Raw genomic sequence first — 20,944 nt, 5'->3', positions numbered from 1 at the left:
AGTAACCAATTCGGAACCTGATTCGGATGGATTGGATGTGATAGGCATGGGTGGATTGAATGAGAATGGGAGTGGCTGTCCAGTGGAGGCAACATTGTCGGTGGTTGGGGAAACGTTCGATTTCACAAATTACCCGCAAGATGTTAATTGAACAGCTTCGCGAGCTGGAAAGAGATAACTTAATCATTAGAACAGTCTATCAACAAGTTCCGCCAAAAGTCGAATACTCACTAAGTGACTACGGGAAGACGTTCATCCCTGTTATGGATGCGATGGCTCAGTGGGGGTTAGTTCACCGCGAACGTAAGGTTTGATTCATAAAGTATCCAATGAAGGCCGCTAATCGAACATGCTAAAAGGCATGTTCGTAGGCCCCAGCATGATAGTCGCAAGAACAAACCGGCCTTTTTCATGGGCCGGTTTTTTTACGTGAATTTCTCACCCTCCGAAAACATGAATTTTCTCATACCCGAATGATGAGGTTCTCCACTGATGCGAGGCACCCCCGATCCGGTACAATGAAGCCATCCTAAAGAAAACGAAACGGGAGTGAACGATATGAACGCTCTGGAAATTCGCGGTCTGACCAAAAAGTTCGGCGACTTCGTCGCCGTTGACAACATGAACCTGAACGTACGGGAAGGCGAAATCTTCGGCTTCCTCGGCGCGAACGGCGCCGGCAAGAGCACGACGATCAACATGATCTCCTCGCTGCTGAGAACGACGAAAGGCGAGATCGACTTGCTCGGCAAGAACATCGCCAAGAACATCAAGTTCGCCAAGATGAACATCGGCATCGTGCCGCAGGACCTGGCGATCTACGAGAACATGAACGCTTATGAGAATGTGAGCTTTTTCGCCGGACTGTACGGCTTGCGCGGCGCTCTGCTCAAGGAACGCACGGAAGAAGCGCTCGACTTCGTCGGTCTCGGCGACAAGCAGAAGAGCTTCCCGAAGAACTTCTCCGGCGGGATGAAGCGCCGCCTGAACATCGCCTGCGCGATCGCGCATCGGCCGAAGCTGATCATCATGGACGAACCGACGGTCGGCATCGATCCCCAGTCGCGCAATTACATTCTTCAGTCCGTCAAGAAGCTGAATCAGATGGGCAGTACGATTATTTACACAAGCCACTACATGGAAGAGGTCGAAGAGATCTGCACAAGGATCGCGATCGTCGATCACGGCAAGATCATCGCCGAAGGAACGAAGGAGCAGCTCAAGACGATCATCACCGACACGAAAGAGATTTGGGTCGGCGTGAAGGCGGAAGGGGAGCTGCCGCTCGATTCGCTTAAGCAAATTCAAGGTGTCACGTCGGTTCGGTTCGAAGAAGGCGTCATCAAGATTCATTCCAAAACCGAGGTCAACAATCTGAACCGTATTATTCAGCAGTTGATTCGAGATCAGGCGGAGATTCGTTCCGTGGAAGAGCAAGCGCCCAATCTGGAGACGGTATTCCTGACCCTGACCGGCCGGAATCTGCGCGACTAAGGAGGAGAGCCAAGTGAACGTCATAAATATCGCGTTAAAAGAACTCAAGGTGAATTTGCGGGATTTCCGAACGTTCGTTTTCATGCTCGCTTTTCCGATCGTGCTCATGCTTATTCTCGGGACGGCGCTGACGAACGCTTTTACAAGCGGGGCGACGGTCGGCGATATGAGCTTGCTGTACCGGAATACGGCAAGCAGTCCGCAGTTGACGCAAGCCTGGAACGAGTTCTCGTCGGTGCTGGAGCAGCAGGGCGTCAAGCTTGTGGCCGCTTCGGCGAGCGAAGACGGAAAGGCGGACGTACAGGATAACCAGTACAGCGGGTACGCCGAGATTACGGATAACGGCATTCGCTTCTACGGAAGTCAGCGCGATTCGATCGAGAGCAACATCATTCAAGGCATGCTGAGCGCTTTTGCCGACCGGTACAATCTTGCGGCGGCCGCGATGAAGGAAAACCCGACGCAAGCCCAGACGATTCTGGCCGGCGCGAGCGCGCAGCAAAGCTACGTCAACGAATCGTCGCTGACGGCGGAGAGCCAGCCGGGCTCCATGGGCTATTACGCCATCGCGATGACGACGATGATCGCCTTCTATTCCGTCATCTCGGGCAGCAATCTGATCCGGGGCGAGAAAACGCGCAACACCGCCCTGAGGTTGTCGGCCGCACCGGTGAGCAAGGGATCGATCTTCGCCGGCAAGGTGATTGGGGTTACCATCGTGAACTTCCTGTGCGTGGTAGCGGTCGTCTTGTTCAGCAAATTCGCCTATAACGCCGATTGGGGCACGCACTATCCGACGCTTCTTCTCATCCTGTTCACCGAAGTGCTGCTTGCGGTCAGCGTAGGCGTAGGTGCGAGCTATCTGTTCAAAGGCGAATCGTCCCGCTCGTTCGTGATGATTTTCACCCAGATCGCCTCCTTTCTCGGAGGAGCGTACTTCCCGGTCGACCCCAAGGGCGTTATGAACGTGCTGTCCAATATCTCACCGATGCGTTGGGCCAATGAAGCTCTTACCAAGATCATTTACCAAGGCAATTTGCAGGCCGCATGGCCCGCCCTCGGACTCAACATCGGAGTCGCCGCGGTGTTTCTGATCGTCGCCGCACTTTTCATGCGCAGACAGGAGGCCATTTAAGATGAAGGATTTTCTTTGGCTCGTTCGCAAGACGATGAAAAATACATTCGGCCGCAGAAACAGCTGGCTCCTCTATATTGGACTTCCGCTGGCCGGCGTGCTGCTCTCCATGCTCTTCTACAGCAATATGAGCAGCGGGAGCCTGAAGATCGGTATCGTAAACCAGGACGGCGATCAGGCCATTACGCAAGACGCCATCCAATTCGTCGGAAGCTTGAATCAAGTAAAGCTGACCATGACCGACGAAGCTTCGTTGAACGACGAGATTACGTCCGGCAAGCTCGACAGCGGCATCGTGCTGCCGAAGGGCTTTGCGGACAGCATTCGCGAAGGCAAGCCGCTCCCCGTAAACATCGTCTCGGTCAAGGGTGCGCAGGTGACGGCTTACGTGAAGTCGCTGCTCGACAATTACATTGGAAATATCGCGTCGATAGGGCTAGGGACAAAGGGCGACACCCAAGCGTTCGATCAAGTGTATGCGGCTTACAAGCAGCCCGGATTCGCCTTCGAATCGGAAACGCTGAAGGATACGTCCAACCGCAAGGACATGACGTATCAATCGATCGGCTTCCTGGTCTCGTTCATGATGTTCTCGGCCGTAGGCTTGACGGAGATCATCCTGAAGGAGAAAGAGAACCGCACGTTCCTGCGCCTGTTGTCCTCGCCGATATCGGCTCGCGCTTACGTGCTCTCCAATGTGGCGGTCAGCTTCCTCGTCCTGCTTTTCCAATCGTTCATGACGCTGGTCTTCATGAAGTACGTGTTCCACATCGATTCCGGCATCCCGTTCGGCGAAATGTACGCGGTGCTCGCCCTGTTCTCCCTGGCCGCCATCAGCCTGGCGCTGCTTATCGTCTCGCTGGCCAAAAATACGAACGCGGCCGGCGCGCTGCAGAACTTGATCATCACGCCGTCCTGCCTGCTCGCCGGCTGCTTCTTCCCGATCTCGATCATGCCCGACACGGTAAAGAAAATCTCGAACTTCATGCCGCAGCACTGGCTGCTGGATACGATCGACAAGCTGCAGAACGGCACCGCCTTCGGGAGTCTGGGCATCAACTTCTTCATTCTGCTCGCGTTCGCCGCCGTCTTCGCCTTGATCGCGATCTTCCGCTTCAGCCGCAACAACGACGTACGCCAGTTCATCTGATCATCGGGCAAAAGCCGCTCTCTTCCTTGGCGAAGGGAGCGGCTTCCTGTCTGTCGGCCCCAAATCTTCCGTATAAGAACGGAGACGCGGGCCACTCTAATCAGAGCGGAGGTGTCGCCGATGGCAAATCAAGATGAACTGAACGTTCCGCAGCATGAGCTGGCGGAAGCTTGGAGAAGAACGCTGACGGAGCGCCTTCACGAAGGCGATCAGGCGGACGTTCTCGAAGACGAGAAGGACCCGGAAACGCTGCTCGTCCATATCCGGTCGGCCGGACGATCGATGCTGGAATTCGATTTCTCGGTCAAATACGTGGACAGCCGGGAGATCGAAATTCAGCTCACGGACGTCGAACGGGACGGCCAGTCGGTGGACGAGCGTTCCGACATGATGCAGGAACTGATCGCCGATTACCGACGCCATCTGCACGAATGCGCGCAGGCGCTTCACGATTTCACGCACGCATAAAAGGAGGCTGCCGAACATGGCGGACGCGAACGGCATGGCGGACAAAAACTTGAGCAACGTTGCGGAAGACCTCGAACGGAATCCGGTCAATTCCCATCAAGCGCAGCAGCTGCAGCAGGATACGAACGATCGCCGTCACCAAGACGCGCTCAATCACGACGAAGCCGGGGATCAAGCCAATCCCAAGACGGTCTAAGAAGGAGGCCAGCTTATTATGAGCAAGCCCAGGACCCAGCCGGTCGGTTCCGGACAGTCCGGCTCCGAGCATGCCCGCGATCAACGGGCGTCGGACGACCATCAGCCGAACGAGCCGCTCTCCGGTTCCAAAAAAGTGAAGAACCGCAATCATTCCCGCCACAACAACGGAGAGGGCTAAAGAGCCCGCCGATGGACTCGAGAACCGGCCGACGCAACCCATGCGTCGGGCCGGTTCTTTGTTTGCGCAGGGTAAAAATCGAGCCCTAAGTAAACGTATTATTTTACCCATGAACTTTGCGATGATATAATGTAGATATCATGTATCCTAGGAGGTGCCTATGACCAGTCCAGTACCCGTTACGTCCGCCTCGCCGGACAAGAAGCCTGCACAGCACGTCAAGTTGACGCCGCTCGATATCGCCCGCCGCATCGTTCTGATCATGCTTGGAGCCGGTCTCGCAGGGGTCGCGCTTGAGATTTTCCTCATTCCGAACGACATCATCGACGGCGGCATCACGGGCATATCGATCATGGGAGCCCATCTGACTCACCTTCCACTCGGCGTCTTCCTCTTCATTCTTAACCTTCCGTTTCTCATTGCCGGCTATAAATCGATTGGCAAAACGTTTGCTTTATCCACTTTGCTCGGGGTCGTTACGCTGTCCGTAACCACGACGCTGCTGCATCATGTCGAGCCGTTCACGGACCAGACGCTGCTTGCCACCGTGTTCGGCGGCATTCTGCTCGGCATCGGCGTCGGGATCGTCATCCGTTCCGGAGGAACGACGGACGGGACCGAAGTCGTCGCGATCATGGTCAGCAAGAAGACGCCGTTTTCCGTCGGCCAGATGGTCATGTTCATCAACTTTTTCATCCTCGGCAGCGCGGGCCTGGTGTTCGGCTGGGACAACGCGATGTTTTCCCTGATCACGTATTTCATCGCTTTCAAGGTCATGGATCTGACGATCGAAGGCTTCGACGAATCGAAGTCGATCTGGGTCATCAGCGATCACTATCGAGAGATCGGCGAAGCGATCGTCAGCCGGCTGGGCCGCGGCGTTACGTATTTGAACGGCGAAGGCGGCTATTCGGGAGATTCCAAGCAAGTCATCTTCACCGTCGTCACCCGGATGGAAGAAGCCAAACTGAAGTCGATCGTGACCGAGATGGATCAGAACGCCTTTCTTGCCGTGGGCAATATTCACGATGTCCGGGGCGGAAGATTCAAGAAAAAAGACATTCATTAGCAATGTATCTATTGAATTGCAGTCATTTTAAGGTTTTTTTAAGCAAAATAGCTTCCCCGAACCGAGCCGATTAGGATACAATGTACCTGCAATTGTATTCCAATTATGGCTAGGGGGAATTGACGCTTTGTTTAATGGAAAAAGCTTGGCTGCGGTACTGTCGATCCTGATGACGCTGGTCCTGGTTCTGACGGGCTGCAGCAGTTCGGATTCGCCGAAAGATTCGTTGCAGAAGGCTATGGAGAAGTCCGCCGACATTCACTCGTACGAGTTGAGCGGAAGCCTGAAGCTCGCAGATTTGAAATTGCCGGAAGAGGTCATGCAAGAAGAAGGAGCAGCCGGCGCCCTTGGATTCTTAACCAATACCGAGATCAGCTGGACCGGTGCCTACCAGGCCGATCCGATGCTGATGGAATTGACGATGAAGATCAGCATCAGCGGCGATCTCGCCATGTCTTTCCAGATCCCGATCATCATGAACAAAGAGAAGATGTGGATCAAGATTCCGAATATTCCGATGCTTGGCCTGCCGGAAGATATGGTCGGCAAGTTCATCGAGCTTGACTTGAAGCAGATGGCCGAGGATCAGGGAGCCGAATGGCCCGGCAACGCGGACGTCGGGAACATGACGAAGCTGGCTAACGACGTCTACGCCATCGTGTTCAAGCATGTGGACGAGAAGACGTATTTGTCCAATCCGAAGCCCGAGGACGCGGGCGTTCCGAAGGATAAGGCGAAGAGCGTGGTGCAGCTTCACATGACGAAGGATCAGGTCGAACCGTTCGTGAACACGCTGGTCAAGGACATCGCTCCGGAAGTGATCGATCTGCTGGCCAAGAACGAGCAGTATCGGAACATGCTGCAGCTGAAGCCGGAAGATCTGGACGAGGCGAAGAAGCAGCTGTCCGAGACGGGAGACCAAGACATCAAAGACGCCATGGCCGAATTCGACAAGTCCGTGAAGGAGCTGGACGTCACGGCGAATATCGGCATCGACAAAGACGGTTACGCGAGCTACGACGACCTGACCGTCAAGGCGAACATCGAAGACAACGGCCAATCCGGCAGCGGTACGCTCAAGATCGTCACCGAGATGTCTAATATCAACGGAGACGTGAAGTTCGAGAACGGCGAGCCGAAGGCCGATCAGATTCTCTCCGAGGATCAGCTGAACCAAGCGCTGGGCGGGTTTTTCGGCGGCGCCGGAGATTTCTCCGGGCTGACGGACGAATCCCTGGACGCAGGTTCGGGAATGTAAGGGAAAGCCGCGGAAGTCGGACGGCCAGGAGCCGCCGGCTTTCGCGGCTTTTTTTTCACTCGGCGGGGCCCCGGCTTCGCCCCCGGTATTCGGACGGCGACAGGGAGAAGTATTTCTTGAATGCGCGAGTAAACGCGAACAAGCTGGGATAACCGAGCGAGTAAGCGATCTCCGTAATCGAAGCGGAAGTGGCGAGAAGCAGATCCTTCGCCCGGTTCATTCTGACTTTGTAAATGTATTCGGCCGGAGAAATCCCGAACGTCCTAGAGAAGACGGTCGAGAAGTACGTCCGGTTCAGACCGGCCATTCGGGCTACCTGCTGGACGGTGATCCCGTCCAGAGCGTGAAGCTCGATGTAGTTCGCGCACGCTTGCATCCGGCTTGTCGGCCGGACGGCCGCGGGCTCTCCCCGGGCCCGAAGCAGCAAGGCGAACAGCTGGTACAGCCGGCTTTTCAGCTCGAGATGGTCGCTCATTGTCTGGGGGGGCTCCCGCCGCAGGATGGCGTAAACCGACTCCAGCAGCTCCTCCGTCTGTCGGTTCCAGCCTTGGCGTACGACCGGGTTGTCCGCGTCGAACCCGGCCAGCTTCAGCAACTGCTCCGCGCCCGCGCCGTCGATCGCGAGCCAGCACAGCCGTAACGGCTCCTCATTCGATTGTCTGTAGTAAGTGTAGGAGACGTTCGGATAGAGACAGAACAGATCTCCGCCGCGAACCTGCGTGCGCTTGTCCCGATATTCGAGCGTCAGATGTCCATCCCTGACAAAATGTATACTGTAGCATTCGATTCTCTTCGGTCCGGAACGGTAGTTGGGCTTCCCTTCGCCGATGCCGCCCCGAACGATCCGCATCGAATTGTCATGCTCCGGCGAAGAGGACGTATCGAACAGATACTCCGCGTATTCATGGTCATATTCCGCCAGCTTGCCGTGCTCCATCGTCTCCCGCCTTCCGAGAACGAACAATTTGATAAATCTATCATACACGATGACATTCTTCTGCGATACTCGTTTGCTTATAATGAAGGGAGGAGGCGAGAGGATGAGAAAACCGAACATTCTGCTGATCACGAGCGACCAACAGCATTGGGATACGTTAGGAGCCTTCAACCGGGAGATCCATACGCCGAACTTGGATCGGCTGGTCCGGGAAGGTACCGTGTTCAACCGGGCATATTGCCCGAATCCGACCTGCACGCCGAGCCGCTCCTCGATCATTACCGGCACGTACCCGAGCCAGCACGGCGCCTGGACGCTGGGCACGAAGCTGATGGAGGACCGCCATACCGTCGGAGAAGACTTCAAGCAGGCGGGATATAAGACCGCCCTGGTCGGCAAGGCGCATTTTCAACCGTTAAAGTCGACGGAAGAGTACCCTTCGCTGGAAGCGTATCCGACGCTGCAGGATCTCGATTTCTGGAGAACGTTCCACGGTCCGTTCTACGGCTTCGACCATGCGGAACTCGCCCGCAATCATACGAACGAGGCGCATGTCGGCCAGCATTACGCGCTATGGATGGAAGAGAAGGGCTGCGCCAATTGGCGGGACTACTTCCTGCCCCCCACCGGAAATATGGATCCGTCGACCACGTACAAGTGGCCGATTCCGGAAGAATACCATTACAATACGTGGATTGCCGAGCGCACGAACGCCCTGATGGAGGACTACGCCGCGGACAGGGAGAGCTTCTTCCTCTGGTCGAGCTTCTTCGATCCTCACCCGGAATACCTCGTGCCCGAGCCTTGGGATACGATGTACGACCCGGACTCGCTGACGATTCCGACGATGGTGCCGGGAGAGCATGACGGCAACCCGCCTCATTTCGGCATGACGCAGGAAGACCGGCCCGACTTCTCCGCTTGGCGGGAGACGGGGCAGGGCATCCACGGATACCGTTCCCACCACTATTACGAGTACGGGGAGCGGAAGAAGCTTACCGATTATGACAAAAAGAAGCTGGTCGCCGTCTATTACGGCATGATCAGCATGATGGACAAATATATCGGCAAAATTCTCGACAAGCTGGACGAGCTCGGCATCGCGGACAACACGATCGTCGTGTTCACGACCGACCACGGACACTTTTTCGGACAGCACGGCCTGCAAGCCAAAGGCGGGTTCCATTACGAGGATCTCATTAAGCTGCCGTTCCTCGTGCGCTATCCCGGACAAGTGCCGGCCGGCCGCCAATCCGAGGCGATCCAGTCGCTCGTCGATCTGGCGCCGACGTTCCTCTCCTTCTGCGGCATTCCGGTACCGAACGTCATGACCGGCGTCGACCAGAAGCGGGTATGGCTCGGCGAGTCGGAGCGGGCGAGGGACCATGCGATCTGCGAGTTCCGGCACGAGCCGACGACCATTCATCAGAAAACGTACGTGGACGAGCGGTACAAGATTACGGTGTACTACAATCAGACATACGGAGAACTGTTCGACCTGCAAGAAGATCCGCAGGAACTGAAAAACCGTTGGAACGACCCTGCCTATGCGGGGCTCAAATCCGAGCTGCTGCTCAAGTACATCTGGGCCGAGCTCGGCAAAGAACCGATGCCGATGCCCCGAATTTGGGGCGCGTGACGCTGCGCTGAAATTCTCACGAGGAATTCTTCCCTTCCGGGCGGAATTCCTTCTTTTTTTGGCTCCCATTGGAGGAGTTGAAGAAGACGCGTTGAATTAGGGATCGATAACGATCATGGGGAAGGAGAGATCGAATGAACCGGTACGAGAGGCTGACGCCGCTGCTCAAGCGCTTTATGGAACAAGGAGGGCCGGCGGGCTGCGCCTGCACCGTCATGCGGCGCGGGGAAGTCGTCTATAACGAGAACTTCGGATACGCAAACGTCGAGAAAAAAATTCCGATCGCCCCGGACACGCTGTATCGGATCTACTCGATGACCAAAGTGATTACCTGTACGGCGGCGCTCATGCTCTACGAACGAGGCCTTTATCTGCTCAATGACCCGCTGGGCGACTATTTGCCCGAATTCAAAGATCCGTTAGTTTACCGTGAGGAGGGAAGCGGAGCTCTGTCCGCCTCGCCGGCGGCGTCGCCGATTCGGATCAAGGATCTGTTCACGATGACTTCCGGCCTGACTTACGACGGAGACGGATCCGAGACCGAGCGCAGGACGTCGCCGATTTATCGGAATGCGCCGGCGCTTATGAACGTAAGGGAATTTTCCAGGGCGCTTGCCGAAGTGCCGCTCGCGTTCGACCCCGGTTCCCGGTGGCGGTACGGGCTCAGCCACGACATTCTGGGGGCGCTGATCGAAGCGCTGTCCGGTCAATCGTTCGGGGATTTTCTGAAAAAAGAGATTTTCGAGCCGCTGGGCATGAAGGACACCGCCTTCCGAATCCGGGATGACCAGCGGGACCGGTTGTGCGTCATGTACGATTGCGCGGAAGACGGAACGCTGACGCCCAACACCCGCCTGGACACCCAGTTCCAGCCGGAATGCCGGTACGAGAGCGGCGGCGGCGGATTGATCTCGACGACGGGCGACTATGTCCGGTTCGCACAGGCGCTCGTTCAAGGCGGAACGTTGGACGGCGTTCGGCTCCTGAGTCCCAAGACGGTGCAGCTCATGAGCACGAACCACCTGACGCCGCCGCAGATGAACGACTTCAGCTGGGACCACATGAGCGGCTACGGCTACGGGCTCGGCGTTCGGGTGATGGCCGATCCCGCGGCGGGAGGAATCAACGGGACGATCGGCGAATACGGCTGGGCGGGCATGGCCGGCTCCTGGCTCCTGATCGACCCCCGGGAACAGCTGACCGTCGTCTACATGCAGCAGATGCTTCCCAGCAAGGAGCCGTTCATCGCGAATCGGATTCGCAGCGTCGTGTACGGGGCGTTCGAGTAACAGGAGCGAAATTTTTCAAGGAAGAATCCAGAAGCCGCCTCTTCTCGAGGCGGCTTCATCGTTCTTATCGCCAGTTAGGAACGGTCCGCGAGGTCGGTAATGGCCTTGGGGGCCGTTTTCTTATTCTTGGCGAAAGGTTGAATATTCTTCATGTTGACACAGGATAAGGATCGCTTTATACTGGCCAAGTAATTTAGTAAATTACTGAATTAGTTATCCTCGCAGTCGGCAAAGAGAAAAAACGCCGGCGCCATTTTTGAAGATATGGGGAGTCTGTCAGGTTGAAAAATCGTTATGTCCGAACCATTATATTGTCTCGGGTGCTGCTTCAGCTGGGCATCTGGATTCGCAATTTTGCCGTTCTGCTCTATGTGACCGAGCGGACGAACAACGATCCTTTTGCGGTCTCGTTGATTTCCGTAGCCGAATACGCGCAAAGATTCGTTGAACGTTCTTTTGGAGGATGAAAAAGAGGATTACCTGCTGTCTCCGGAAGACGGAGGCGGAGCGGGCGCTGATGTGGATCAAACCGCTGCCGAATACGGGCGCCGCGGCGTCGCCTTGGTACGGATCATCGCCCGGCATCTGTAGCGCGAAGAGACAAGAAGAGAAGGAGCGAACAAGCGATGGACAAGAGCAAACGGAAGGAACTGCTGGAACAGTACAAGGAGATCAAAACGTATATGGGCGTCATTCAGGTGAGGAACAAGGAGACCGGCCAGATTTTTCTCGATAGCTACCCGAATCTCAAGAACAAATGGCTGACCATCCAGACCCAACTGGATATGGGCCGATTCGCCAATGCGGGACTGCAGAAGGATTGGAAGGAGCAAGGGGCCGGAGCCTTCGAATACGAGGTGCTGGAACAGAAGGACGCGGGCGATATAACCGACATAAGGTGGGAGCAAAAGCAAATGTTGAAGAAGTGGCTGGCCAAGCTGGAGCCTTACGGCGACAAAGGCTATAACAGGCCGCCGAGGGATTGACGGACGGAAAGGCCGATCGCGATCGATGAACGCTGCCTGCTCAGCGGAACCCGCACTGCTGGAAGGAATTCTTTTGCCGGCGGCGAAGTGAACAAGTCGGAAGGGGATGATTCCGTGAGCGAGAGTTCGATCCGGCCGGTTCCGACGGCGCGGCAATTGGAATTCCAGGAGTGGGAGTTCGGACTGTTCATCGTCCGCATGCCGGCCGTTCGCGTAAGGGGCCCGGTGCTGGAAGTGACGGACAGCGATGGAACGCCCGAGCTCCGGGAATTGACCGTTCATTACGCGGGCGAATCTTTTTACGCCGATCGGTCCTGAAAGACGCGGGTTTTGCTTCTCCATACCGCGAGCAGTCCTGCCAGGCTTAGCGCGACGAGCACCCAAGGGAACGATCCCGGACCTGCGCGTTCCAGCAGCAGTCCTCCGATAACGCCGCCTCCGGCTACGGCGACATTGAAGACGGTGACGAGCATGGATTGCGCCATGTCGGCTCCTTCGCCGGCGGCATCGGCTATGGCGGTCTGCAGCAGCGTAGGGCCGCCGCCGAATGTCAGGCCCCAAGCCGAGACGCCGATATAGATCCATAACGGCTGAGCTCCGGCGAATCCAAGCAGCAGGGAAGCGACGGCGAATCCGGCAAGGCTAAGCAGCGTCAGCGTGCGAAGCCGGCCGTCGACGAGCATGCCGGTCAGCCAGATCCCCGCCAAGGAGGAGATGCCGAAGATCAGCAGGGCCAAATCCAGGCGACCGGCAAGGCCGGCGTGGGTCAGGAAAGGCGCGATGTAGGTATAGAGGACGTTGTGGGCCAAAATCCAGACAAAGAGCACGAACAGCACCAGGCGGACTCCGGGCATCATGAAGATGTGCCGGATGGGCTGCCGTTGATGAGCCGCTTGCCCCGGATAATCGGGGACGGCCGACCACACCCAAACGATCAAAGCAAAGGTCAACGCCGAGAGGATTCCGAAGATAACCTGCCAATCCCACATTGTGCCCAGCCAAGTGCCGATCGGCACGCCTAAGGATAAGGCGACGGGCTGACCGACCCCCACGATGGCGAGAGCCCTTCCTTGCCGGCTGGGCGGCACCATCCGCCGCGCATAGCCCGCCAGCAGTCCCCAGATCAAACCGGTCGCCATGCCGGCGGCGAATCGCGCGATCAGCGTCACGGCATAATGGGCGGATACCGCTGTCACCGCGTTGAACACGAAGAGGCTTCCGAGCGCCAGCAGCAGCACGCGCTTACGACTCCAGCTTCGCGTCGCGGTCATGAGCGGAATCGCCGCCGCCACGGAACCGACGGCGAACAGCGTGACGAATTGGCCCGCCAACGCCTCCGAGATGCCGAGGCCCCGGCCGATCTGCAGCAGCAGCCCGGCGGGCATCGTCTCCGTCATAATGGCCATGAAGCCGGCCATCGACAAAGCCAGCAGACTCCAGATCGGCAGCCGATCCGTCCGGGACACGCTCCGGACCTGATTCGCAGCGGCCCCCGCATTTACGGTACGGCTCGTTTTTGCATTTTCCATCCTCATCTACCTCCAAGGCGATATCAGTTCGCAAGCAGAAATTCAAGCACGGCGCCTAGGAATTCGTCGGAGCGTTCGATATTCGACAAATGGACGGCGGGCAGCGTGATTAGCTTCGAATTCGGCACTGAAGCGGCGAGCATCTCGCCGTGGCTGGGGAGCGTCACGGTATCGTACCGGCCGGCGATCACCAGCGTCGGGCTTCCGATCAGCGTTACGGTCCGGCGCAGATCCATGTCGCGGATCGCGGCGAACAGTCCGGCGAGCCCTTCCGGGCGGGTTGCGAGCACCATGCTGCGGAAGGAGGCGACGAGGGGATTCTCCGTCTTTAAAAGCTGCGGAGGGAACCAATTGCCGACGAACATGTCGGCGAACGGCGTCAGATCCCCGTCCTTCCGAAGGGATGCGATCAGCCCGTTCCACGAATCCGCCGGCCCCAGGTAGGACGAGGTATTGCTCAGCACCAGCCGGTCGATTCTCTCCGGGGCATGGATGCCGAGCCACTGCGCGACCGCGCCGCCGAACGAGAGCCCGAGGAAGTGCACCCGATCGATGTTCAGCCGGTCGAGCAGTTCGATCGCGTCCCGGCCCATCCGGTCGATCGAATAAGGCCCCGCCGGGGTGTCCGAGGCGCCGTGTCCCCGGTAATCGTAACGGATGACGCGAAAATGCTTCGTCAGCTCCGCGATTTGTCCATCCCACATGTGCATCGTGGTGGCGATCGAATTGGCCAGCACCAATACGGGGCCGTTCACCGGTCCGTCGACCCGATAAGCCATTCGGAAGCCGTCCCCCGTCGTCATATATTGCAGCCCGCTTTTCGCCGAAGTTTCGATGGTTGCGTTCGTCATGATCAATCGCGCTCCTTCTGGATTAAAGTGTTTAGTGACATTTTATTGAAAACAACGCGCGCTTTACATAAGATAAAGAAGGAGTATCGGGCTTCAGACCTTAAATATGGAACGGTTTCGAACGATCGACTTATAAAAATGAGGTGACGTGCGAATGGACGAAATCGACTACAGAATCTTGTCGAAGCTGGAGGAGAATGCACGGACGACCGTCTCCGAGATGAGCCGGGCGATCGCCATGTCGCAGCCTGCCGTGACGGAGAGGCTGCGCAAGCTGGAGGAGAACGGGGTCATTACCGGCTACCATGCGAAGCTGTCTCCGGAGAAGCTTGGCAAGCATACGACGGCCTTCGTATTGTTCAAAACGAACCGCTGCAAAGATTTCGAAGCGTTCGGAGAGACATCTCCCGAGATCGTGGACTTATACAGAACGAGCGGAGAATATAACTACCTGCTGAAGGTGGTCACGGAGACGAGCGAATCGTTGGCCCGGTTCCTCGAATCCATCAACGCCTTCGGATTTTCCTCGACGCTCATCGTGCTGACGACCAAGTTCGAGGACAAGAGTCTGGCGGACGGCATGGAGCCAAGCGCCTCTGCGAAGCCATCGCAACGAATCTTGAGGGGACTGTAAAAACGATTGGAGACCCGTCGGGCTGTTGACCCGGCAGGTCTCTTTGCTTGACTCCGGAGGATCGAATAAGCCAATCGTATAGAAACGGATACTATACAACACGAATGTGCGTACTATTAACTTTATTGTCTATACCCTATACTGCCTCTATAAGCGATTGACACTGTGAACGTTCAAAGGAGAGAGCCATCATGACGAATGAAAAAATGAAAGCAGTCGGACTTTACAAATATTTGCCGATCGAGAATCCGGACAGCCTGATCGACGTGGAAGTGGAGAAGCCGATGCCGGCAGGCCGGGATCTGCTGGTGAAGGTCCATGCGATCTCCGTAAATCCGGTGGACTACAAAGTTCGCTCGCCCAAGAACCGAGAGGAGAGCGCTCCCCGGATTCTGGGCTGGGATGTCGCGGGCGTCGTGGAACAGGTCGGACCGGACTGCACGTTGTTCCGCCCCGGCGACGAGGTGTTCTATGCCGGCAGCATCACGCGTCCCGGCGGCAACAGCGAATTCCATCTCGTGGACGAACGGATCGTCGGAGCGAAGCCGACCGCACTGGATTATGCGCAAGCCGCGGCGCTGCCGTTGACGTCGATCACAGCAGGGGAGAGCCTGTACGACCGGTTGGGCATATCCCGGAACCAGGCCGACAACGCCGGCAAAACGATCTTGATCATCGGGGCTGCGGGCGGCGTCGGATCGATCGCGACGCAATTGGCGAAATATGCCGGCCTTACGGTCATCGGCACGGCTTCCCGGCCCGAATCGGCCGGCTGGGCGAAGGAACTGGGCGCAGATGTCGTCATCAACCATTTCGAGGCGTTCGTGCCGCAGTTGAAAGCGTCCGGATTCGACCACGTGGACTATATCCTGTGTCTGAACAGCACCGAGAAGCACTGGGCGAACATGGCGGAGGCGATCGCTCCTCAAGGCAAAATCTGTTCGATCGTCGAAACGGACGAGCTGCTGAACCTGACCCTGCTGAAGAACAAAAGCGTCACGTTCGTATGGGAGCTGATGTTTACCCGTTCAACCTATCAAACGCCGGATATGATCGAACAGCATAAGCTGTTGAATGAAATCGCACGTCTCGTCGACGAAGGCGTGATCCGGACGACCACGAACGAGACCTTGACGCCGATCAACGCCGCGAACCTGCGCAAAGCGCACGCCATGCTGGAAACGGGACGGACGGTCGGCAAAGTGGTTCTGAAAGGATTTTAGTCCGAAGCCGGAAGGAGTGAAGATCGGATGCGAGACCGTAAAAGCGGGTACGGATTTTGCCCGAATGACGAAGGGTGTCCGGTCGAGTTCACGCTGGACGTCATCGGCGGCAAGTGGAAGGCGTACTGCTCTATCACCTGATGGAAGGCCCAAAGCGCTTCAATGAATTTCGCAGCCGCCCAAGGTGGAATATTCGCTGACGAATTTCGGACAGACGTTGACGACCATCATCTCCGCCATGAAGGAATACCGTTAATCAATAATCTCAGAAGGGCGGGCTGCGAGATGGCGAGCGCGAGAGAAAAATTTGATGCATTGATCATCGGATTCGGCAAGGGGGGCAAGACTTTGGCTCCCTATCTGGCTCAACAAGGGCTAAAGGTGGCGGTCGTGGAAAAATCCCCTTTGATGTACGGAGGCACTTGCATCAACGTGGCCTGCATTCCGACGAAGGCGCTGGCCTACCAGGCGCATTTGCTTGAGCAAGGCGATCCGATCGGCGCGGAAGGGAAGAAGGAAAAGTACGCCCGGGCCATTCGGGAAAAGGACGAGCTCGTGGCGTTCCTTCGCGCCAAGAACTTCGATGCCGTGAACGGCCATCCGGGCGTCACCGTGTTGACCGGCGCGGCTTCGTTCCTTTCCTCCCACGAAGTTCAAGTGGAGACGCAAGCCGGAGCCTGGATCGTGGAAGCCGAGCGGATCTTCATTAATACAGGCTCCGTGCCGATCGTCCCGGACATTCCCGGCATGGACAGCACCCATGTCTATACAAGCGCCGAATTGCTGGACCTTGCCGCGCTGCCGGCCCGCTTGGCGATTATCGGAGGAGGCTACATCGGTTTGGAATTCGCCTCTATCTATGCCGGCTTCGGCTCGGAGGTGACGGTGATCGAGAGAGGCAGTCCATTCATGCCCAAAGAGGATCGGGATATCGCGCAAGAAGTGCAGAAGGCGTTGGAGAAGAAAGGGATCCGCATCCTGCTGGAGACCAAGGTGAATCGGATCGAAGACGGCGAGCAGTCGGCCAAGCTGATCCTTGGGTCGTCCGAAGGCCGGGAGGAAGAACTGGAGGCCGACGCCATCTTGACTGCAACCGGCAGACGGGCCAACACGGAAGGCTTGAACCTGGAGGCGGCAGGCGTCGAAAAGAACGACCGGGGCTTCATCCGGGTGGACGAGAAGCTTAGAACGAACGTTCCGAACATCTGGGCGATCGGCGACGTCAATGGAGGTCCGTAGTTTACGTATATCTCGCTGGACGATTTCCGGATCATCAGGGACCAGCTGTTCGGCCGGAACCTGCGCACGACGAAGGACCGCGAGCATGTGCCGTATTCCGTGTTCATCGATCCTCCGTTGTCCCATGTCGGGTTGTCGGAAGCCGAAGCCGCGAGAAGAGGCCATCAAGTAAAGGTAGCCAAACTGCCGGCAGCCGCATCAACGCGAGCCCGCCAACTGAAACAAACGGAAGGCTTGCTCAAAGCGGTCGTCGACGCGGAGACCGAGCAACTGCTCGGCTTCACGATGTTTGCACCGGAGTCGAGCGAAGTCGTGAACATCGTGTCCGTCTTTATGAAGTCGGGTCAACCGTATACCGTCCTGCGCGACACGATCTTTACGCATCCCTCGATGGCCGAGACGCTAAACGACTTACTGAACGCCATTGGTTAACCTTTCGTATAAACACAAAAGAAGCCCTGAAATTCAGGGCTTCCGTCATTGTAATGGATGGTCGAGACGACAGGATTTGAACCTGCGACCTCTTGCTCCCGAAGCAAGCGCTCTACCAAGCTGAGCCACGTCTCGACATTTGAAATCAACTCCGCTGTTTTAACAGCGAACGAGTTATAGTATAGCATACGCTTTTCGAAAAGAAAAGGCGTTTGCCCCATTTTTTTGAGGAAAAGCTTGGGGGAACGGATGGGCCGCGGGAGCCCGTCGATTCGCCTCTCGTTCGGGCTCCGGCTTTCAGTTGGCCAGGATCTGATTCAGCTTTTTCTCCGCGGCCGCCAGGCCCGCATCGGGATCGGTTCCGTTCCGGACGATGCTCTGCAGGTCCTCGGACAAGGAGGTCAGAAGAGCCGCGTATTTGTCCGTCTTGGGCGCGGGCTTCACGGTTGCGCGGGACTCGAGGAACAGCGGGCGATAGGGGAGCTGCAGGTAGTCACGGCTCTGCACGACGGCCTTGTTGGCGGGGACGTGCCCCGCTTCGCCCCAGAGCGAGCTTCCGGTCTCCGAGAAGTAGCGAATGAAGGCCATCGCCGCCTGTTGTTTCTTATCGGTCGCGTAGGCGGGGATGACCAGCGTGTGCGAGCTGCCCCAATGCGCGGAGCTGCCGAACAGGGGCGGGAGCGGCGCGATGCCGACGTTCAGGGAAGGGTTGCTCAAGTAATGGCCCGCTTCCCAGACGCCTCCGAACCATAAGCCTGCCCTGCCCGAATCGAACGTGTCCCACGGCGTCATGTCGCCGAGATCGCTCAGCCCTTCGGCGAACAGCTTCCGGTAGAACGTCAGCACCCGCACCGCCTTGTCGTTGTGAATCGTCGCCGTTTTCCCGTCGGGGCTCAGCAGCTCGCCTCCCGCCTCGTCATACAGATCCAGGAACGATTCGTGGAAATACGGCGTGTTCACCGCGATCGGCTGCACTTCCGGCACCCGGTCGCGAATCCGCTGCAGGAATTGCACGAACTCCTCGGCCGTCCCTTTTCCAAGCTGGGGCGTTCCGTCCTCGTTCAACAACCCGGCTTGCGCGAGAATGTCCTTATTGTAATAAAGCATGTGAAAATGCGTATCCAGCGGAACCGCGTAATATTGGCCGTCAAAGCGCACGGTCCGCAAATTCGCGTCCTCGATCTCGTCGAATCGGAATCCGGCCTGCGCCGCCGGACCGTCCAGCGGCAGAATGCGTTTCGCTTTGACGAACGGCGACAGCCGGTCGGCGTGCACGACGGCGACGTCCGGTCCGCTGCCGAAGGAGAGCGCCGTGCCGAGCCGGGCATAATATTCGTTGGATTCGAGCCGCAGCTGCTTGACGAAGATGCCGCTTTGCGAGGCGTTGAAGTCGGCGATAATTCGTTCGACGTATTCCCCCTCGCCGCCGCCGAACGGGTTCCAGAAGGAAAGGACGACGGGCGCCGGAATGTCTTCCGGGCTGCTTGCCGGACGGCGGTCGCTGCCGGACATCGGGCCCAGGCATCCGGTCAACGACAGCAAGCAGGGCAGAAGCATCGCCAGCGCCCATCTGCGGGTGCTCATTCGCACGGAATCCTCCTTTCTCCGCTCAGTCGACATTGGGGTAAGCGTTTGCAGGCTCGGCGCTTTCGGGCGGTTTGCCCTCCCGGGCAAGATGACGGTATTCCGAGGGAGAGACGCCGGTTATTTTCTTGAACACTTTCGAGAAATACTTCGGATCCTGAATGCCGACGAGGCTTCCGACGTCCGTCGCTTTCAGCTCTCTCTTCAGCAGCTCTTTGGCTTTCTCGATGCGGATTCGCGTCAGGCATTCCAGGAAGCTCTCGCCCATTTCTTTTTTGAACAGGTTGGCGAAGTAATTTTTGCTCAGGTGCACGTAACCGCTGATCGCCTGAAGCGAGATGTCCTGATGGTAATATTGCCGGATATACTGCACGGCCTTCATGATGCTGTTGCGGTCGCTGTTATACATCCGGGCGATGTGCTGCGCCAGCGCCTCGAACGCCGCGAGGAACCAGCGCTTGCTCTCTTTCAGGGTTTCGAGCTTGGACAGCTGGTCGTAATACTGCTTCTTCAGCTCCGAGAGCTGCCGGTCGTCGTTCGATACGTCCGACCACAGCGTCGTCAGGATCATGAGCAGCTCAAGGGAGACGATCGGAACCAAGTCCGGGTCCCGCCGATCGGCCAGCCGACCGAACAGCTGCTCCAGATAGGCGGCCAGTTCCCTCGATTGAGACGCGTACGCCATCGCCCGCAGCTGGTTGGAAGCGACGCGAATCTGTTCGGGAGGCGGCTCGCCGGAACGACGTCCGCCGCTCAAGCCGTGCACGATCGCCCGCCCGCCGCCGAGGAACATCCTCTGCTTGGCGGCCCACACGGCTTGCTCGTAAGCCCCCTTGGCCTCCGTCCATTCCCGGATGGGGCCGCCGATGCCGACCGTCGCCGTCAGACCGGACTGCGCGGCGAGCAAGCGAATCCACTCCTCGGCTTTTCCGGTCACCTGCGCCAATCCGTCCTCCTCGCCGCACAGACACAGGAGATTGAGATCGCCCTGCTTATCCGGGAACGCCTCGCAGCCCAGCTGTCCGTCCGCCCATGCTTGGCTCAGCGTCTGCCGGACCGCGGACTGCTTCTCGGCGAACCCGAGCTCCGCCGCGTTCAGACTGATATGGAGCACGTATGCCGAGCGCAGCGGGCCCATTCCGAGGCTCTCCGCCTTGCGGGCGGCCGCGGCGGCTTCGCCGTCCGCTCCTTCGATCAGCTCGGCCAGGAACTTCTCCCGTCGCCGGGGCGCGGGCTCTTCGCTCTTCGCCTGAGAGGAACGCTCTTCGCGGGCGGCGTCCAGCTTCGTCTTCACGTTCAGCAGCGCCTGCTCGAAGTCTCGCGGCATCATGTCCGACTTGACCAAATATTCGGAGACGCCGTGCTTGATCGCTTCCTTCGCGTATTGAAAATCCTCCAGGTTGCTGAGGATGATGATTTTCAACTCCGGAGAGCTGCGGCGGACTTCCGCGATCAGCTCGATGCCGTCCATGACCGGCATCTTGATGTCCGTGATCAGAATGTCGGGAAGCCCGGCTTGCATCAGCTCGAGCGCCTCTTTCCCGTTCCCGGCCTCGCCGGCGAGCTCCATTCCGATCTTCTCCCAATCGATCATGGAGCGGATGCCGTACCGGACGATAAATTCGTCTTCGACGATCATGACTCGATACAT

Annotated in this window: 22 protein-coding genes, 1 tRNA gene and 2 pseudogenes; 19 read left to right on the top strand and 6 right to left on the bottom strand. The window is 57.6% G+C overall.

Annotation, left to right across the window (positions count from 1 at the left end):
- Positions 1-59 precede the first annotated feature (59 nt).
- From H7C18_RS24075 to H7C18_RS24035, 9 genes are all read left to right on the top strand, one after another.
- Positions 60-314: a winged helix-turn-helix transcriptional regulator gene (locus H7C18_RS24075; RefSeq protein WP_185131650.1), complete on the top strand. Its 255-nt coding sequence runs from the start codon at positions 60-62 to the stop codon at positions 312-314.
- Positions 315-558: 244 nt separating this feature from the next.
- A complete protein-coding gene (locus tag H7C18_RS24070) occupies positions 559-1,494 on the top strand; it encodes an ABC transporter ATP-binding protein (RefSeq protein ID WP_185131649.1) in 936 nt (311 codons plus the stop codon).
- A 13-nt stretch (positions 1,495-1,507) separates the two neighbouring features.
- The gene (locus tag H7C18_RS24065) at positions 1,508-2,629 is read left to right on the top strand and encodes an ABC transporter permease (RefSeq protein WP_185131648.1); all 1,122 of its coding nucleotides are present in this window, start codon (positions 1,508-1,510) and stop codon (positions 2,627-2,629) included.
- A gap of 1 nt (position 2,630) precedes the next feature.
- Entirely contained in the window at positions 2,631-3,779 is a 1,149-nt protein-coding gene (locus H7C18_RS24060; protein WP_185131647.1) for an ABC transporter permease, read from the top strand.
- A 120-nt stretch (positions 3,780-3,899) separates the two neighbouring features.
- Positions 3,900-4,247 (top strand): hypothetical protein, encoded by a 348-nt coding sequence (locus tag H7C18_RS24055; protein ID WP_185131646.1) that lies wholly within the window; start codon positions 3,900-3,902, stop codon positions 4,245-4,247.
- Positions 4,248-4,263: 16 nt separating this feature from the next.
- Positions 4,264-4,443 (top strand): hypothetical protein, encoded by a 180-nt coding sequence (locus tag H7C18_RS24050; protein WP_185131645.1) that lies wholly within the window; start codon positions 4,264-4,266, stop codon positions 4,441-4,443.
- An 18-nt stretch (positions 4,444-4,461) separates the two neighbouring features.
- Complete coding sequence (locus tag H7C18_RS24045) at positions 4,462-4,623, top strand: small acid-soluble spore protein P (protein WP_185131644.1); 162 nt, start codon at positions 4,462-4,464, stop codon at positions 4,621-4,623.
- A 160-nt stretch (positions 4,624-4,783) separates the two neighbouring features.
- Positions 4,784-5,692, top strand: coding sequence for a YitT family protein (locus tag H7C18_RS24040; protein ID WP_185131643.1), 909 nt, complete (start codon positions 4,784-4,786; stop codon positions 5,690-5,692).
- Between the two features lie 127 nt (positions 5,693-5,819).
- Positions 5,820-6,950 (top strand): hypothetical protein, encoded by a 1,131-nt coding sequence (locus H7C18_RS24035; RefSeq protein ID WP_185131642.1) that lies wholly within the window; start codon positions 5,820-5,822, stop codon positions 6,948-6,950.
- A 55-nt stretch (positions 6,951-7,005) separates the two neighbouring features.
- Here the strand turns inward: H7C18_RS24035 and H7C18_RS24030 are convergent, their stop codons facing one another.
- Entirely contained in the window at positions 7,006-7,935 is a 930-nt protein-coding gene (locus H7C18_RS24030; RefSeq protein WP_185131641.1) for a helix-turn-helix domain-containing protein, read from the bottom strand.
- A 55-nt stretch (positions 7,936-7,990) separates the two neighbouring features.
- Between H7C18_RS24030 and H7C18_RS24025 the strand changes: the two genes are divergently transcribed.
- From H7C18_RS24025 to H7C18_RS24005, 5 genes and pseudogenes are all read left to right on the top strand, one after another.
- On the top strand, positions 7,991-9,526 hold the full coding sequence (locus H7C18_RS24025; protein ID WP_185131640.1) for a sulfatase family protein: 1,536 nt from the start codon (positions 7,991-7,993) through the stop codon (positions 9,524-9,526).
- Between the two features lie 134 nt (positions 9,527-9,660).
- On the top strand, positions 9,661-10,815 hold the full coding sequence (locus H7C18_RS24020) for a serine hydrolase domain-containing protein (RefSeq protein ID WP_185131639.1): 1,155 nt from the start codon (positions 9,661-9,663) through the stop codon (positions 10,813-10,815).
- A 281-nt stretch (positions 10,816-11,096) separates the two neighbouring features.
- Positions 11,097-11,279: pseudogene (locus H7C18_RS24015) on the top strand (MFS transporter); the annotation flags it as partial.
- 162 nt (positions 11,280-11,441) lie between these two features.
- Entirely contained in the window at positions 11,442-11,801 is a 360-nt protein-coding gene (locus H7C18_RS24010; protein ID WP_185131638.1) for a GIY-YIG nuclease family protein, read from the top strand.
- A 114-nt stretch (positions 11,802-11,915) separates the two neighbouring features.
- Entirely contained in the window at positions 11,916-12,119 is a 204-nt protein-coding gene (locus H7C18_RS24005; protein ID WP_185131637.1) for a hypothetical protein, read from the top strand.
- Here the strand turns inward: H7C18_RS24005 and H7C18_RS24000 are convergent.
- Both H7C18_RS24000 and H7C18_RS23995 read right to left on the bottom strand, forming a co-directional pair.
- Complete coding sequence (locus H7C18_RS24000) at positions 12,101-13,330, bottom strand: MFS transporter (RefSeq protein WP_185131636.1); 1,230 nt, start codon at positions 13,328-13,330, stop codon at positions 12,101-12,103. The two genes, H7C18_RS24005 and H7C18_RS24000, sit on opposite strands and share 19 nt — an antisense overlap.
- A gap of 23 nt (positions 13,331-13,353) precedes the next feature.
- Positions 13,354-14,181 (bottom strand): alpha/beta fold hydrolase, encoded by an 828-nt coding sequence (locus tag H7C18_RS23995; RefSeq protein WP_185131635.1) that lies wholly within the window; start codon positions 14,179-14,181, stop codon positions 13,354-13,356.
- Positions 14,182-14,335: 154 nt separating this feature from the next.
- Between H7C18_RS23995 and H7C18_RS23990 the strand changes: the two genes are divergently transcribed.
- The 5 genes and pseudogenes from H7C18_RS23990 to H7C18_RS35295 all read left to right on the top strand — a co-directional run bounded on the left by H7C18_RS23990 (position 14,336) and on the right by H7C18_RS35295 (position 17,709).
- Entirely contained in the window at positions 14,336-14,815 is a 480-nt protein-coding gene (locus H7C18_RS23990; RefSeq protein WP_185131634.1) for an Lrp/AsnC family transcriptional regulator, read from the top strand.
- A gap of 191 nt (positions 14,816-15,006) precedes the next feature.
- Positions 15,007-16,038: a zinc-binding alcohol dehydrogenase family protein gene (locus H7C18_RS23985; protein ID WP_185131633.1), complete on the top strand. Its 1,032-nt coding sequence runs from the start codon at positions 15,007-15,009 to the stop codon at positions 16,036-16,038.
- A 27-nt stretch (positions 16,039-16,065) separates the two neighbouring features.
- A pseudogene (locus H7C18_RS23980) lies at positions 16,066-16,294 on the top strand (winged helix-turn-helix transcriptional regulator).
- 29 nt (positions 16,295-16,323) lie between these two features.
- Positions 16,324-17,277, top strand: a complete 954-nt coding sequence (locus tag H7C18_RS23975; RefSeq protein ID WP_238357909.1) for a dihydrolipoyl dehydrogenase family protein — start codon at positions 16,324-16,326, stop codon at positions 17,275-17,277.
- Positions 17,278-17,364: 87 nt separating this feature from the next.
- Positions 17,365-17,709, top strand: coding sequence for a hypothetical protein (locus tag H7C18_RS35295; protein WP_337913897.1), 345 nt, complete (start codon positions 17,365-17,367; stop codon positions 17,707-17,709).
- Positions 17,710-17,767: 58 nt separating this feature from the next.
- On the opposite strand, the gene H7C18_RS23970 is transcribed toward H7C18_RS35295, so the two are convergent.
- The 3 genes from H7C18_RS23970 to H7C18_RS23960 all read right to left on the bottom strand — a co-directional run bounded on the left by H7C18_RS23970 (position 17,768) and on the right by H7C18_RS23960 (position 20,944).
- A tRNA-Pro gene (locus H7C18_RS23970) sits at positions 17,768-17,844 on the bottom strand.
- A gap of 162 nt (positions 17,845-18,006) precedes the next feature.
- Positions 18,007-19,293, bottom strand: coding sequence for an ABC transporter substrate-binding protein (locus H7C18_RS23965; protein WP_238357908.1), 1,287 nt, complete (start codon positions 19,291-19,293; stop codon positions 18,007-18,009).
- 25 nt (positions 19,294-19,318) lie between these two features.
- A complete protein-coding gene (locus H7C18_RS23960) occupies positions 19,319-20,944 on the bottom strand; it encodes a response regulator (RefSeq protein ID WP_185131632.1) in 1,626 nt (541 codons plus the stop codon).

The organism is Cohnella zeiphila (assembly GCF_014212055.1).
Classification (GTDB): Bacteria; Bacillota; Bacilli; order Paenibacillales; family Paenibacillaceae; genus Cohnella; species Cohnella zeiphila.
Note: the sequence above shows the minus strand (reverse complement) of the source record. Positions and strands in the feature narration are given on the sequence as shown.

Bases quoted from the DNA above. Each gene is read 5' to 3' on its own strand.
- H7C18_RS24075 (WP_185131650.1), top strand. From the start codon at position 60: ATGAGAATGGGAGTGGCTGTCCAGTGGAGGCAACATTGTCGGTGGTTG.
- H7C18_RS24070 (WP_185131649.1), top strand. From the start codon at position 559: ATGAACGCTCTGGAAATTCGCGGTCTGACCAAAAAGTTCGGCGACTTC.
- H7C18_RS24060 (WP_185131647.1), top strand. From the start codon at position 2,631: ATGAAGGATTTTCTTTGGCTCGTTCGCAAGACGATGAAAAATACATTC.
- H7C18_RS24055 (WP_185131646.1), top strand. From the start codon at position 3,900: ATGGCAAATCAAGATGAACTGAACGTTCCGCAGCATGAGCTGGCGGAA.
- H7C18_RS24050 (WP_185131645.1), top strand. From the start codon at position 4,264: ATGGCGGACGCGAACGGCATGGCGGACAAAAACTTGAGCAACGTTGCG.
- H7C18_RS24045 (WP_185131644.1), top strand. From the start codon at position 4,462: ATGAGCAAGCCCAGGACCCAGCCGGTCGGTTCCGGACAGTCCGGCTCC.
- H7C18_RS24040 (WP_185131643.1), top strand. From the start codon at position 4,784: ATGACCAGTCCAGTACCCGTTACGTCCGCCTCGCCGGACAAGAAGCCT.
- H7C18_RS24025 (WP_185131640.1), top strand. From the start codon at position 7,991: ATGAGAAAACCGAACATTCTGCTGATCACGAGCGACCAACAGCATTGG.
- H7C18_RS24020 (WP_185131639.1), top strand. From the start codon at position 9,661: ATGAACCGGTACGAGAGGCTGACGCCGCTGCTCAAGCGCTTTATGGAA.
- H7C18_RS24010 (WP_185131638.1), top strand. From the start codon at position 11,442: ATGGACAAGAGCAAACGGAAGGAACTGCTGGAACAGTACAAGGAGATC.
- H7C18_RS24000 (WP_185131636.1), bottom strand. From the start codon at position 13,330: ATGGAAAATGCAAAAACGAGCCGTACCGTAAATGCGGGGGCCGCTGCG.
- H7C18_RS23995 (WP_185131635.1), bottom strand. From the start codon at position 14,181: ATGACGAACGCAACCATCGAAACTTCGGCGAAAAGCGGGCTGCAATAT.
- H7C18_RS23990 (WP_185131634.1), top strand. From the start codon at position 14,336: ATGGACGAAATCGACTACAGAATCTTGTCGAAGCTGGAGGAGAATGCA.
- H7C18_RS23985 (WP_185131633.1), top strand. From the start codon at position 15,007: ATGACGAATGAAAAAATGAAAGCAGTCGGACTTTACAAATATTTGCCG.
- H7C18_RS23975 (WP_238357909.1), top strand. From the start codon at position 16,324: ATGGCGAGCGCGAGAGAAAAATTTGATGCATTGATCATCGGATTCGGC.
- H7C18_RS23965 (WP_238357908.1), bottom strand. From the start codon at position 19,293: ATGAGCACCCGCAGATGGGCGCTGGCGATGCTTCTGCCCTGCTTGCTG.
- H7C18_RS23960 (WP_185131632.1), bottom strand. From the start codon at position 20,944: ATGTATCGAGTCATGATCGTCGAAGACGAATTTATCGTCCGGTACGGC.